This window comes from Bowmanella yangjiangensis (assembly GCF_018531185.1).
GTDB classification, from domain to species: domain Bacteria; phylum Pseudomonadota; class Gammaproteobacteria; order Enterobacterales; family Alteromonadaceae; genus Bowmanella; species Bowmanella yangjiangensis.
The window spans coordinates 1394593-1408418 of the sequence record NZ_JAHDJU010000002.1; the positions used below are offsets into that span (position 1 = coordinate 1394593).

General features: G+C 48.4%; 12 protein-coding genes. 11 read left to right on the forward strand and 1 reads right to left on the reverse strand.

Annotated features, from left to right (window positions below; all coding sequences use genetic code 11):
- The 9 genes from ileS to KJY73_RS15435 all read left to right on the forward strand — a co-directional run bounded on the left by ileS (nucleotide 1) and on the right by KJY73_RS15435 (nucleotide 11641).
- Nucleotides 1-2829, forward strand: coding sequence for an isoleucine--tRNA ligase (gene ileS / locus KJY73_RS15395; RefSeq protein ID WP_214344564.1), 2829 nt, complete (start codon nucleotides 1-3; stop codon nucleotides 2827-2829).
- Entirely contained in the window at nucleotides 2822-3319 is a 498-nt protein-coding gene (gene lspA, locus KJY73_RS15400) for a signal peptidase II (protein ID WP_214344565.1), read from the forward strand. Before ileS ends, lspA begins: the two co-directional genes overlap by 8 nt.
- Nucleotides 3312-3761, forward strand: coding sequence for an FKBP-type peptidyl-prolyl cis-trans isomerase (gene fkpB, locus KJY73_RS15405; RefSeq protein WP_206596000.1), 450 nt, complete (start codon nucleotides 3312-3314; stop codon nucleotides 3759-3761). The genes lspA and fkpB overlap by 8 nt, the downstream gene beginning before the upstream one ends.
- A gap of 55 nt (nucleotides 3762-3816) precedes the next feature.
- Complete coding sequence (ispH, locus tag KJY73_RS15410; protein WP_214344566.1) at nucleotides 3817-4761, forward strand: 4-hydroxy-3-methylbut-2-enyl diphosphate reductase; 945 nt, start codon at nucleotides 3817-3819, stop codon at nucleotides 4759-4761.
- 288 nt (nucleotides 4762-5049) lie between these two features.
- The gene (gene pilV / locus KJY73_RS15415; protein ID WP_332874212.1) at nucleotides 5050-5694 is read left to right on the forward strand and encodes a type IV pilus modification protein PilV; all 645 of its coding nucleotides are present in this window, start codon (nucleotides 5050-5052) and stop codon (nucleotides 5692-5694) included.
- Nucleotides 5691-6545, forward strand: a complete 855-nt coding sequence (locus KJY73_RS15420; RefSeq protein ID WP_214344567.1) for a PilW family protein — start codon at nucleotides 5691-5693, stop codon at nucleotides 6543-6545. The genes pilV and KJY73_RS15420 overlap by 4 nt, the downstream gene beginning before the upstream one ends.
- Nucleotides 6542-7105: a PilX N-terminal domain-containing pilus assembly protein gene (locus KJY73_RS15425; protein ID WP_214344568.1), complete on the forward strand. Its 564-nt coding sequence runs from the start codon at nucleotides 6542-6544 to the stop codon at nucleotides 7103-7105. The genes KJY73_RS15420 and KJY73_RS15425 overlap by 4 nt, the downstream gene beginning before the upstream one ends.
- 14 nt (nucleotides 7106-7119) lie before the next feature.
- Nucleotides 7120-11193, forward strand: a complete 4074-nt coding sequence (locus KJY73_RS15430) for a PilC/PilY family type IV pilus protein (RefSeq protein ID WP_214344569.1) — start codon at nucleotides 7120-7122, stop codon at nucleotides 11191-11193.
- On the forward strand, nucleotides 11177-11641 hold the full coding sequence (locus KJY73_RS15435) for a type IV pilin protein (RefSeq protein ID WP_206595995.1): 465 nt from the start codon (nucleotides 11177-11179) through the stop codon (nucleotides 11639-11641). Before KJY73_RS15430 ends, KJY73_RS15435 begins: the two co-directional genes overlap by 17 nt.
- Nucleotides 11642-11857: 216 nt before the next feature.
- Here the strand turns inward: KJY73_RS15435 and KJY73_RS15440 are convergent, their stop codons facing one another.
- Nucleotides 11858-12430 carry a GspH/FimT family pseudopilin gene (locus tag KJY73_RS15440; protein ID WP_214344681.1) on the reverse strand — a complete coding sequence of 191 codons (573 nt, stop codon included), beginning with the start codon at nucleotides 12428-12430 and terminating at the stop codon, nucleotides 11858-11860.
- 186 nt (nucleotides 12431-12616) lie between these two features.
- On the opposite strand from KJY73_RS15440, the gene nadE reads away from it, so the two are divergent.
- Nucleotides 12617-13453, forward strand: coding sequence for an ammonia-dependent NAD(+) synthetase (gene nadE, locus KJY73_RS15445; RefSeq protein WP_214344682.1), 837 nt, complete (start codon nucleotides 12617-12619; stop codon nucleotides 13451-13453).
- Between the two features lie 14 nt (nucleotides 13454-13467).
- The gene (gene glnB / locus KJY73_RS15450; RefSeq protein ID WP_102798264.1) at nucleotides 13468-13806 is read left to right on the forward strand and encodes a nitrogen regulatory protein P-II; all 339 of its coding nucleotides are present in this window, start codon (nucleotides 13468-13470) and stop codon (nucleotides 13804-13806) included.
- Nucleotides 13807-13826: the final 20 nt, after the last annotated feature.

The window sequence follows — 13826 nt, forward strand, 5'->3', positions numbered from 1 at the left end:
ATGAGCGATTACAAACATACCTTGAATTTGCCGGAAACCGAGTTTCCTATGCGTGGCAACCTGGCGCAACGCGAGCCAGAAATGCTGAAGCAGTGGACGGAAGATGGGCTGTATCACAAGATACGTGCCGCCAAAGCGGGCAACAAGCCGTTCATTTTGCATGACGGCCCTCCTTATGCCAACGGCGACATTCACATTGGTCATGCGGTAAACAAGATCCTCAAAGATATTATTGTTAAGTCAAAAACCTTGTCTGACTTCGACTCGCCATATGTGCCGGGTTGGGATTGCCATGGTCTGCCTATTGAGCTGCAGGTTGAAAAGAAAATTGGCAAACCCGGTAAGAAAGTCAGTGAAGCTGAATTCCGCCAGCATTGCCGAGAGTACGCAGAGAAGCAAATCGCCGGGCAGAAGAAAGACTTTATTCGTTTAGGTGTGTTGGGTGAATGGGATAAGCCATACAAGACCATGGATTTTCAGTCCGAGGCTGACATTATCCGAGCTTTAGGGGCGATCATTGACAAGGGCCATCTGGAGAAAGGCTTTAAGCCTGTGCACTGGTGTACCGACTGTGGGTCAGCGCTGGCCGAAGCGGAAGTGGAGTACAAGGACAAAAAATCGCCTTCTATCGATGTTGCTTTTCGCGCGGTCGATGAAGCCACTATGGTTGCCGCTTTTGCGCATCCGGAAAATCATGTGGGAGAAGGGCCAGTATCTGTGGTTATCTGGACCACGACCCCATGGACCTTGCCTGCAAACCGCGCGGTGGCCGTTAGCCCGAAGCTGGAATACGTGTTGGTTCAGGCCCAGACCGAACAAGGTAAACAGCGCTTGATTGTTGCGGCTGAACTGATGGATGCCTGTTTGGATAGGTTTGGTGCCAGCCATTATCATGCGCTGGGTTATTGCAAAGGGGCTGCGCTGGAAAACCTGCGTGTTCAGCATCCCTTCTATGATTTCGATGTGCCGGTTATTTTGGGTGACCACGTCACGACAGAATCAGGTACCGGCTGTGTGCATACCGCACCAGGCCATGGTGTGGACGACTTCAATGTCGGCCGCGGCTATGGCTTGGAAGTGGCTAATCCGGTTGGTGCCAATGGCGTTTATCTGGAAGATACGCCATTGTTTGCCGGTGAGCATGTCTTCAAGGCCAATGACCATGTAGTTGAAGTGCTTAAAGAAAAAGGCTGTCTTCTGCATCATCATGCTTATGAGCACAGTTATCCGCATTGCTGGCGCCATAAAACGCCGATTATCTTCCGTGCTACTCCGCAGTGGTTTATCAGCATGGATAAGAATGGCCTGCGTACGAATTCTCTAAAAGAAATCGCCAACACCCAGTGGATTCCTGATTGGGGGCAAAGCCGTATTGAAAAAATGGTGGAAGGTCGTCCTGACTGGTGTATTTCTCGCCAGCGTACCTGGGGCGTACCCATTCCATTGTTTGTGCATAAGGATAGCGGAGAGCTGCATCCCAACAGCCAGGCGCTGTTAGAGCAAGTCGCGAGAGCTGTTGAACAAAAAGGCATTCAGGCTTGGTGGGATTTGGATGCCGCCGAGCTGTTAGGCGCAGATGCCGAGACTTACGTGAAGGTAAAAGACACGCTGGATGTCTGGTTTGACTCAGGTGTGACTCACTACTTTGTGGTGGACAGACGGGATGATATCCCCGCTGGTGCAGACTTGTATCTGGAAGGTTCAGATCAACACCGCGGTTGGTTTATGTCTTCTCTGATGACTTCGGTAGCCGCCAAAGGACACGCACCATACAAGCAGGTGTTGACCCATGGCTTCACCGTTGATGCCCATGGCAAGAAAATGTCCAAGTCGCTGGGAAATACGATTTCCCCGCAAGATGTGATGAATAAGCTGGGGGCCGATATCCTGCGTTTGTGGGTGGCCTCCACCGACTATCGTTCAGAAATAGCGGTGTCTGATGAAATTCTCAAGCGCTCTGCTGATGCATATCGTCGTATTCGTAACACCGCTCGTTTCTTGTTGGCTAACCTGAACGGCTTTAATCCGGTCACAGATTTAGTGCCGGTAGAAGATATGGTGGCACTGGATCGCTGGATGGTTAGCCGGGCCAAAGCCGTGCAGGAAGAAATCGTGGCGGCTTATAACCGCTATGACTTCCTGGTGGTGGTACAAAAACTGATGCAGTTCTGCTCTATTGAGCTGGGTAGTTTTTATCTGGATGTTATCAAAGACAGGCAATACACCGCTAAGGCTGACGGTATTGCACGCCGCTCTTGTCAAAGTGCCATGTATCATATTGCCGAGGCCTTGGTACGTTGGATGGCGCCAATTATGAGCTTTACTGCCCAGGAAATCTGGCAGGCCATGCCGGGAGAACGGGTTAAGTACGTCTTTACCGAGAGTTGGTACAGCGAGCTGGACAACATGCAGATCGAACAGCAGCATGGCGACAGCTTCTGGCAACAGGTTCTGAGTGTCAAAGACGCCGTGAATAAAGCGTTGGAAGACGCCCGTCGACAAGGTCAGATTGGTGGCTCTTTGGAAGCCGATGTAGTGTTGTATTGTCAACCGGCTTTGGCAGGACAATTAGCAAGCCTGGAAGATGAGCTACGATTTGTACTTATCACCTCTGCCGCCCGAGTTGAGGCGGTGGATGCACGTCCTGAACAGTTGGAAGATACCGAAGTACATGGTTTGTGGGTTGAAATACAAAAGGCAGGTGGTCAGAAATGCGTGCGCTGCTGGCATCACCGCGAGGATGTAGGTAGCCATGAAGGTCATGAAGAGCTGTGTGGCCGCTGTATTGAAAACGTAGATGGTGAAGGTGAGCAGCGCCACTATGCTTGATATGTTTAAAAATACCGGGCTGCGTTTTCTGTGGCTAAGCATTGTGGTTATTTTGCTAGACCAGGTAACCAAGTTGGCGGTGTTGGATGCGATGCAATTGTATCAGTCCATCCCGCTGATGCCGTTCTTTAATCTGACCTATGTACACAATTACGGTGCAGCATTCAGTTTCCTGAGCAACGCGGGAGGCTGGCAACGCTGGTTTTTCACCGCCATTGCGGTCACCGTCAGCCTGCTGATTTTGCATTGGCTCAGACAAAGCAAGAAAACTCAGGTGATGTTACCTTGCGCCTTTGCCCTGATTCTAGGCGGCGCATTGGGTAACCTGATTGACCGTTTAGTACATGGCTATGTTGTAGACTTTCTCGACTTCTATGTTGGCAACTGGCACTGGCCGGCGTTCAACATTGCCGACAGCGCCATTTGTGTTGGTGCCGCGTTGTTGATTGTGGATGCGTTTCGCAATAACGGAGTAAAGTCAGATGAGTGATGCGATAGTGAGCGCTGACAGTGAAGTCGTGTTGCACTTTGATCTTAAGCTCGAGGACGGTTCCGCCGCTGACAGCACCAGAGTGCACAATAAACCGGCTAAGTTACGGATTGGTGATGGCAGTTTGACTGCCAGCTTTGAAGCCTGCCTTATGGGTATGAAAGTCGGTGAGCGTAAAGCCTTCACCCTGGCACCCGAGGATGCTTTCGGGATGCCCAATCCGGACAACATCCATCATATGGATCGCAATAAGTTTGGCGCGGATACGCCGCCTACGCCTGGTATGATCATCGCCTTTACACAACCTGGTGGTATTGAAATTCCTGGAATTATTCGTGATGTCGCAGGGGATTCGGTAACGGTGGACTTTAATCATCCACTGGCAGGTCAGACGGTGATTTTTGACGTAGAGATTATCCAGATCGCCAGTGTTGCTGGCTAAGCTGATAGCACAGCGATTAATTGTGCTTATTGCACTATTGTAGAGAGAAAGAACGATGCAAATTCATCTAGCCAATCCCAGAGGCTTTTGTGCCGGAGTAGATCGGGCCATTACCATAGTGGAGCGCGCGCTGGAAATTTTTGAGCCGCCCATTTATGTGCGCCATGAAGTGGTACATAACAAGTTTGTGGTCGACGGTCTGCGCGAACGTGGTGCGATGTTTGTGGATGAACTGCACGAAGTGCCGGACGACAGCATAGTGATTTTTTCTGCTCATGGTGTATCTCAGGCCGTTCGCAAAGAAGCTGAACGACGTGGGTTAAAAGTGTTTGATGCGACTTGTCCTCTAGTAACGAAAGTACATATGGAAGTGACCCGTGCCAGTCATAAGGGCATCGAATGTATTTTGATTGGTCACCAGGGGCACCCTGAGGTGGAAGGTACTATGGGGCAGTATGACAACCCCAACGGTGGGATCTACCTTGTGGAATCCGTCGACGATGTTGCGGCATTACAAGTGAAAAACCCCACTCAGTTGCATTACTGTAGCCAGACCACCTTATCTGTTGATGATACGGCCGATGTGATTGATGCTTTGCGTCTGAGGTTTCCGGCTATCGAAGGGCCTCGTAAGGATGATATCTGTTATGCCACCCAGAATCGCCAGGATGCGGTCAGGGAATTAGCCGGACGTTGTGATGTGCTGCTGGTGGTCGGTGCACAGAACAGCTCCAACTCAAATCGCCTGCGGGAACTGGCTGATAAGATGGGCGCGAAGGCCTACTTAATTGCGAATGCCGATTGTATTCAGGCAGAATGGCTTGCTGACGCCCAGCATATTGGTGTAACCGCCGGTGCTTCCGCGCCTGAAGTGCTGGTCCAAGGAGTGGTGAATCGTCTGAAGGAAAGCGGGGCCAATAGTGTTATTGAAACGCCAGGGCGTCTGGAAAATATCGAATTTGCTGTACCCAAAGAACTCAGAGTTAGAGAGATATCCTAAGTATTCACCTCTATACTTATGCATGAGTTTCAGGCGCCGAGTGGCGCCTGATTTTATTCCGGCTGATACGGTTTAACCCTTTACCGTAGGTCAATTCAGCCAAGAGGAAGGAAAAGCCAGGCAGTGTTTTTTCTCTCATCTACTGTTTTATACTTATCTGATTCTCATACCCATCGCCAAGCGAACATAACCAAAACGCCAAGTATATGCAGTACCTTGTACTAAGCTGAAATGGCGTCCAGAACAAGGTAATGTTGGATAATTCATGTGCAATACGAAGGGGTCCGTGTGAAGGTTCTCGTCAGACGTGCTGAGCACATAGTGCCGGTTAAACAACTCGGGGTCGGGATGATTGAAATCCTGGTCACCCTGTTTATTTTGTCTATTGGTTTACTGGGCGTGGCATCCCTGCAATTTATCGGCTCATTCTCTAATGCTGATGCGATGAATCGCTCGCAGGCTGTGATTATCACTCAACAGCTGGCAGAGCGATTGCGGGCCAGTGCTGATGTGTCAACCACTGACAGTAGTATGGTGGTTGATAATAGTTATTTTGCTAATAATATATATAACTTCAATAACTTAGGTGCTTGTGCCAGTGGCAATACCTATAACTGCTACTGCCTTGAAGTGCCCGCTGCTGTACCTGATTGTAGTAATGGTAATTGCACAGCTGCCGAGTTTGCCGCCTTTGATGCCTATGAAGTGTCCTGTTCTTTAGCCGGTACGAATCCTGCGGCAAAAATTTCATTAACCTGTAGCGACAATGATGCAGCGGACGCTGATGCCTGTAGTGCCGGTTCGTTACACCGAATTATGATCAGTTGGCCTGCTGAAAATTGGCAGAACATTGATAGAAAGCTAAATGCGACATGCAACCCAAATGGCACTGCTGAGCCGCAGGATTGTGTAGTGTTGGATGTTACCTTATGAAGCAAAGAGGATTTAGCCTGGTTGAACTGATGATTACCCTGGTGCTGGGTCTGCTTATTTCCGGCGCTATTGTCCAGGTGATGGTATCGAATCAGGTGACTGAACGTTTGAATCGCGCTATTGCTTCCGCTCAGGAAGGGGGACGATTTTTTATTGGTCGTATGCGCGGTGATTTAATGATGGCTGGTTTGTACGACCCTAACTCTCCCAATTTGAGTCGAATTGTCGACATTGTGGATGAAAGTGCATTTCTTAAAAATCGCCCGGTGATTCTGGCTGGTGATTTTGTTAATCGACCTGCCCTTGGTTCTGAACAAGGTATAAATGGTGCCAGTGATACCTTAGTGGTGGCTTTTCAGGGAACCCGTGATTGTCGAGGCTACAAGCTTGGCTATGCAGAGAATGAAGAATTCTTTGTGGTGAATGAGTACTTTCTTGACGGCGACAGCCTTAAGTGCCGCGGATTTGATGGCCGGGTTTTGCGAGGGCAACGTATTGCGGTGGGGAATAATGGTGATGCCGCTTTTACCTTGCTGGACCAGGTGCAGAGCTTTCAGGTGCAATATGGCATTGCCGATCATCAGGTATCCAGCAACTACTCCGGCAAACCTGTAACTTACGTGACGGCTGACCAACTGCCAGCAATGCGATTGCGCAATGCGGGTATTGTTGCCATTCGTATTGCCGTACTGGTGAAGGGCGATGGTGAGGTACTCATTGAGCCCACTCCGAGTTTTAAGTTGTTAAACGAAGATCCTATTACTCCAGCAGAGAAGCGGTTGTTCAAGAAGTTTGAGTCGACCATTTCTCTTCGAAATGTCAAAAACCACATGCGAAGTAGAAAGATATGAGACAGCAAGGTTTAGTGCTGGTTCTGGCCCTATTGGTACTTATGAGTTTGACCATTTTAGGTGTGTCAGCTGTCAGCAGTAGTTTGATGCAGAACAAAATGGCGGTGTCTATGGAGAAGCAGCTCGTTGCGTTTGACGCCGCGGAAGCCGCTATCGCCGGCGTAGTATTTGAGGCAGAAGATCCCGTTGTACTTAACGACGCCGCGCTGGTGGATCCTATATCCGAAGCCAGGCAAGGCAATCAGATCGATTTAGCTAATCAGGAACTCAGCTGTTTTGATGGCCTTAACTGGACCAATCGCCAGTTGACCTCTACCGGCTTAGCCACAGGTACTGTTCACCAGGCTGTGGGCCATTATACCGATCAGCCTGCTACTGACAGTTGGTCCAGGACGGCTTACGTTGGTCAGGAGGCCTGTTTAGGGTCGAGTAATGTTATCGGCGGCAGCAATATCAGTTGTCATGTCTTTCTGGTAAAAGGTTGTGGCCGGGTTGATGGCCAATCCTTTGCTATTGCAAATACCCTCAAAGCAGCGGTATTTGCACCGTCAGAACAGTAATGGAGGCGTAGGCCATGAACAAGTTCGGCTTAACCGTATTCAGTGCGCTGATGTCAGCCATGATCAGTATGTCTGCGTTTGGCGATGATCTTGAAATCTATCTTGGTACGGGTAGTAGTCAAGTCAGCTATCGTCCAAATGTACTCTTTATCATGGACACCTCTGGCAGTATGACAAGTAAGGATGGTGGTGATACTTCGCGAATGGCGAGAGTGCAGCAGGGCCTCAAAACCGTGCTGCAGTCGGTAACTAATATTAATGCCGGATTAATGCGTTTTTCTGATTACGGTGGGCCTGTATTGTATCCTGTGAGAGGAATAGATGAGCCGGTAGAGCCGGAGTTTGTTACCTCTATTGCCCAGCCTGGTGATGATGCTTATGAACGTAACGGGGTTGTGACGTTAAACAGCACAACTGTCAAATTGGCCGAAGGCACCGATAAGCTCGTTACCGGATTAAGATTTACTGATGTATCTGTTCCGCAAGGTGCTGTGATTACCTCGGCGTTTTTGCGTTTTACTTCTGCGCAGCTTAATACGGCCTCGGTAGCCATCAGTTTTCAGGCTGAATCCATCGCTGACTCACCGACTTTTACCTCCACCTCGAACAATATTTCCTCGCGTAGCAGAACAACAGCATCGGTGGATTGGACGGTTGATAATGATTGGCCCATCAGTGGCGAGTTGGTGAATACACCCGACATCAGTCCTGTTATTCAAGAGATTGTTGATCAGAGTGCATGGTGTGGCGGTAACAGCTTAAGCATTATTATCACCGGGCAAGGTACAGGAGCCGCAAGTACTCGTTTGATTCAAGGCTTTGAAGAGGGCAGTGGCTTGTCCGCTCAGTTGGTATTGGCTTATGACCAAACAACGGCTACCGGCTGCGTGACAGGCGAACATACATTCCAGGTTAATAGCAATTCGGACAACGTTGAAGAAAGGGCCGATGGCTATGATGCTACAGGGACAGAGCTGACTTTTGACAATGATTACAACCGCTATATCGGTATGCGTTTTGAGAACTTGTCCTTACCACAAGGCGCCGTTGTTCAGGAAGCGTACCTGGAGTTTACCGGGGCGCAGAAACGCTGGGAACCCGCATCTTTCAGAATATCGGCGGCCAATATGGATGATGCGCCCGATTTTAATCCTCACTACCGCTATATGGTCAGGAATATGGCCAAAACCAGCAGTGTATTGTGGTCTGATGTACCTAAATGGAGTAAAAACCAAGTTTATCAGAGCCCATCACTGGTTAGCATAGTACAGCAGATCGTGAACCGCAGTGGCTGGCAGCCAGGCAATGCGATGGTGTTTATTGCCTCTGATTTTAATGGCGAACGTGCCGCATTCAGTTACAAGGGGAAACCTTCAGAAGCGCCACGTTTGATTGTTAAATATCAAGGTAATGCGACGCCTGAAACTGCTTCAACCGTTCGTGAACATTTACTCAATAAAGTCGATGAGCTAAGCGCCAACGGTTATACCCCTATCGTGGACACCTTATATGAGGCCGTAAATTATTACGGTGGCAATGGCGTTGACTATGGATTGAGCCGAGGCAATTCCAATGTTTCAAGCAGTGTGCGCCGTTCAACCAGAGTGAGTCATAGGATGTCCTACATAGGAGCGGATTCGGTTTTGCCGGTGGGCTGTAACTCAGATGATTTATCTGGTTATGACTGTATCAATGAATATATTCCGTCCCCGGCAACCTACATTTCACCTATCACAGACATGCAGTGTCAAACCAACAACCATATTGTGCTGTTGTCAGATGGCGAAGCGAATAACAACCACAGCGTAAGCAAATTGCAATCCTTACTGAACAAAACTTGTGAGGCTGGATACAGTGCCGGCGAGACCTGTGGTATCGATTTGGTTAAGAATATTTCCAAGTCCGCAGATTCAGTTATTGGAACCAAAATAGTCACTCACACCATAGGTTTTGCTGCCAATGCCACGGCAAATAACTATTTGAATCAGTTAGCTATAAATGGTGGTGGAGGTTTCTACACGGCGGACAGCTCAGAAAATCTGGTTGAGGCATTCCAGAGTATCTTGAAGACAGTGAAAGATGTGAATGCGACCTTTGTTTCACCTGGTGTTGCGGTTAACCAGCTAAACCGTCTAACTCACAAAGACGAATTGTATTTCGCATTATTTAAACCTGCTGAAGGTACGATTTGGCCTGGCAACCTTAAGAAGTACAAGATCAGTGGTGATGTCATTCTGGATAGTCTGGGTCAGGATGCGGTAGACGACAGTACCGGCTTCTTCCATGACAACTCGCATAGCTACTGGTCGACTTTGGCGGATGGTAATGATGTACGGGAAGGGGGTGCGGCGAGCCGAATGAATTTGCCGCGCAATGTCTATTTCTTTAGCGGTACCGGGACTATTACGACTTCAGCTAATCAACTACATGAAAACAATACTAGCATTGTGCCTGCTGATTTAGGGATCCCGGTCAGCGCGCAACAAGATGTTCTGCGCGATTCTGTTATGAAATGGACTCGTGGCGTAGATGTGCTTGATGTTGATGCAGATGGCGATACCACTGACATCCGTTTGCAGATGGGGGACCCCATTCATTCTCAGCCAGTGATTATCAATTATTCCAATACGGACGCTGCGATTCTGGTGGCGACAAATCAAGGGTTCTTACATTCCTTTGATGCCGAAACCGGCGTTGAAAATTTTGCTGTAACACCCAAGGAGCTGATGAGCAATCTGTATGACTTCTATGAGGATAACTCCACATTCAGCCACATTTATGGCTTAGACGGTGACTTGGTATTGCGTCAGCATGAGGATGGCAGAAAACTGCTGTATGTGGGGATGCGCCGCGGCGGACGTAATTACTATGCTTTTGATGTCACAACCAAAACTTCGCCATCCTTGCTGTTTAAAATTGAAGGGGGCAGCCCGGGTTTTGAAAAGTTAGGGCAAAGCTGGTCACGCCCAACAGTAACCAAAGTCAATATGGGAGGAACCAGCAAAACCGTACTGATTTTTGGCGGAGGCTACGACGACGAGCAGGACAACAAAGTGCTACGTAGCCCTGACGTGGTTGGTAATGCTGTGTATATGGTGGACGCAGATACCGGCGCATTGCTGTGGTCTGCCAGCAGTGACAACGCGGATTTCAATCTTTCTGCCATGCAATACAGTATTCCAGCCAGAATCTCGGTCATCGACCGGGAAAATGATGGTTATGCTGATCACATGTACGTGGTAGATACGGGGGGGCAGCTTTTCCGACTGGATATTCATAATGGTCAAAGTGGCAGTGACTTTGTTACCGGGGCTCAACTTGCAAGCTTCTCTTCTGATGGCAGCGCAGCAGACAACAGAAGATTTTATTATGGTCCAGATGTATCTGAGATTAGTTTAGCCAACGAACATTACTACGCTGTCGCTCTGGGTTCCGGCTATCGGGCACACCCCCTGAATACTCAGATTCAGGACAATATGTATATGATCAAAGACAAAGGCGTATTTACCCTGGACATTGAGGGTAACTACGGACTACCTGCGACGCCAATTACGACTGCGGATTTGTATGATGCAACGGATCATTTGCTTACATCGTCCAACACCGCCCAACGAGAGTTAGAGGCGGCGGCTTTTGCAGAAAAACAAGGGTGGTTTATTCGCCTCGGCTCGGGTGGCGAAAAAGTCTTGGCATCGCCTCTAATTTTGAATTACAAGTTGTTCTTTACGACTTACTTACCTGCTTCAATCAGCCAGAGTGTATGCGCTCCACCGACGGGAAATAGTCGCGCTTACCTGGTTGAGCTGATCAATGGTAATGCGGTGAAAGACTTTAATAATAATGGTGACAAAGAGCATGTTGACCGCCATGCCGATTTGAAACAAACGGGTATTGCACCAGATACTAAGATCTTGATAGAGGATATTGTTAAACCTGTGGTGTGTCTGGGCACTGAATGTACATCAGCGGTTATTGATGAAAACCAACCTTGTGGCTCTGCATTCGAATGTTTGGCAGAGAACATATATGGCCGCTTCGAACGTGTACAACGTGGATATTGGAAAACGGAACATGAAAGAGAACAATAAGGGGTACACCCTGGTTGAGCTGATGATCGTGGTCGCTATTGTCGGCATCATCGCGGCGGTAGCGTACCCTTCATACATCAATTACACCATTAGTAGTTACCGAAGTGCTGCACAGGCGGATTTGATGGCACTGGCCGGTGCCATGGAACGTCACCGTGCGGCAAACTTTTCGTATAAAGGTGCGGCAACGGGGGGAGCTGATACTGGTAGCCCTGCCATTTTTCATGCTCACTCCCCCTCGTCGGAACCAGTGACAAACAAGAGATATTCGTTAACCATCGATGTGGTAAATGCCAGTGGCAGTAACTTTGTTCTGAAGGCAACGCCCGTATCTGGAACAAACCAGGCTGGTGATGGTGCACTGTTCTATTACAGCGATGGCCGAAAGGCATGGGATAAAGACAATGGCGGTAGTATTTCGGCAAGTGAATATTGCTGGCGTTGCTGAGGCTAATTCGACGACGGAAGTCGTAAAAGGTTATAGACAATAGAAAAGGCGCTTTATGCGCCTTTTCTATTGTCTGATGAAATGTCATTCCGAAGCTAATCAAGGAAGTGGTTAGGACTATGCTTGAATGTTCCGGTGATGCTTGCCATTGTCGTCCGAACAAACCCTAGACTCTGATGTAGCATCTTTAGATAAGCAAAAACAACAACCCCCAGTTTAGATACAGCTAAGTGAATTGCCCGCACTATCTTCATGGATACCATTATTGTCCGTATCCTCGCTCAACCTCACGCGGCCCTGCAAGCTGATAAATAGTGCCCTGGCAAATTTAGCTTCACCATCCTGATGACAGATTTTAATGGTTGCTGGGGTAGATACAGTGCCATTGCCATTAAAACGTACCGTGATCCCAGGCCCCGTTATGGTCAGACTCTTGGGTGGAAGGCCTGTGGCGGCAAGCAACTCTTCGTCTTCGCTGCGATTACCATTGCCATCCAGATCATTGAATACCATCTTAGCTTGGTCCCAATTGGTACTGCAGTTGGAAAAATCCGGAGTGGGACAGATGATGGCGGTATTTTGCTCATCGATAGCATTACTGCGAGCAAATTGAACAATGCCGCTGATTTCATTTACCTGAGAGGTAACGTTGTTGCGGATAAGTATGTCTCTAACGTTCGGCGCAACCAGCGTCAGCAGAATACCAACGATAGACAGGGTAATCATAAGTTCGAGCAAGGTTAGTCCTTGCTGAGAATATAAAGAGTGGAGCTTGTTTTGCCTTTTCATTGCGCTAACTCGGAAGCTGTATTTATCTAGCATAACGGTTTCCATACAGTTTTGGGTATGCAGACTATGTGTTAGTTATTTATCAATCCGGTCGGTTTGGCTAGCAGACTAACAGTTGGCTGTATAAACACGAGCAAGTTGTATGGTTTTTTCTTATGATAGTGGAAAAACCAAATGAGCAGGTTAATGGACGTAAAGTCAATAATAGCGGAAATGCGGGTGTTGCCCGAAATTGATCCCGCGTTTGAAATCACACGCAGGGTAAACTTCATTAAATCCCATCTTCGTCAATCTGGCTTGGATACCCTGGTACTGGGTATCAGTGGCGGCATAGACTCTTGTACGTTAGGCCGTTTAGCGCAAATTGCGGTAGATGAATTAAATGACGAACATCATGAGCACTATCGCTTTGTTGCGGTGCGTTTACCCTATGCTACTCAGGCTGATGAGGTGGATGCTCAGGATAGTATTGAGTTCATTAAGCCCAGTGTATCCCTGACGGTAAATGTGCAACCAGGAGCAGATGCCATCCACCAAGAAACCTTAGTCGCCTTGGCGGCCCAGGGGTTGTTGCCAGCAGATCTAGGGAAGCAGGATTTTGTTCGAGGTAATGTCAAAGCCAGAGTGCGTATGGTTGTGCAGTATGAGATTGCTGGCATGATGGATGCGCTGGTATTAGGCACTGATCACTCGGCGGAGAACATTACCGGCTTTTACACCAAATGGGGCGACGGAGCGTGCGATTTGGCCCCTTTGTTTGGACTAAACAAACGCCAGGTTCGTTTAGTAGCCAGAACGCTGGGAGCTCCAAGTAAGGTGATTGATAAAGCACCGACCGCCGATTTGGAAAGTCTCAGTCCACAAAAGGCCGATGAAGCAGCGCTGGGGCTCACTTACGATCAGATTGATGACTTTTTAGAAGGGCGGGCTGTCCCAGCGAGTGTTTCTGAAAAGTTAGTGTACATTTACCAGCGCACGCAACATAAACGCCGCCCCATTCCAACAATTTACGATGCTGATTGAACAGGTGACTGCTGATGAAGAAAATTGAAGCGATAATCAAACCCTTCAAAATGGATGATGTAAGGGAGGCGCTGGCTGAAGTGGGAGTGACGGGCATGACGGTCACTGAAGTAAAAGGTTTCGGTCGTCAGAAAGGCCATACCGAACTTTATCGCGGTGCTGAATATCAGGTTGATTTTTTACCTAAGATAAAAATTGACTTGGTATTGCCGGATGAGCAGGCCGAAAGGGCGATTGAAGCAATAATGCAGACAGCGCAAACTGGTAAGATCGGAGACGGTAAAATATTTGTTTATGATGTCGAGCGGGTGATTCGTATTCGAACCGGGGAAGAAAACGAAGACGCGGTGTAGCTTTCCTGTGCATCGAAAAG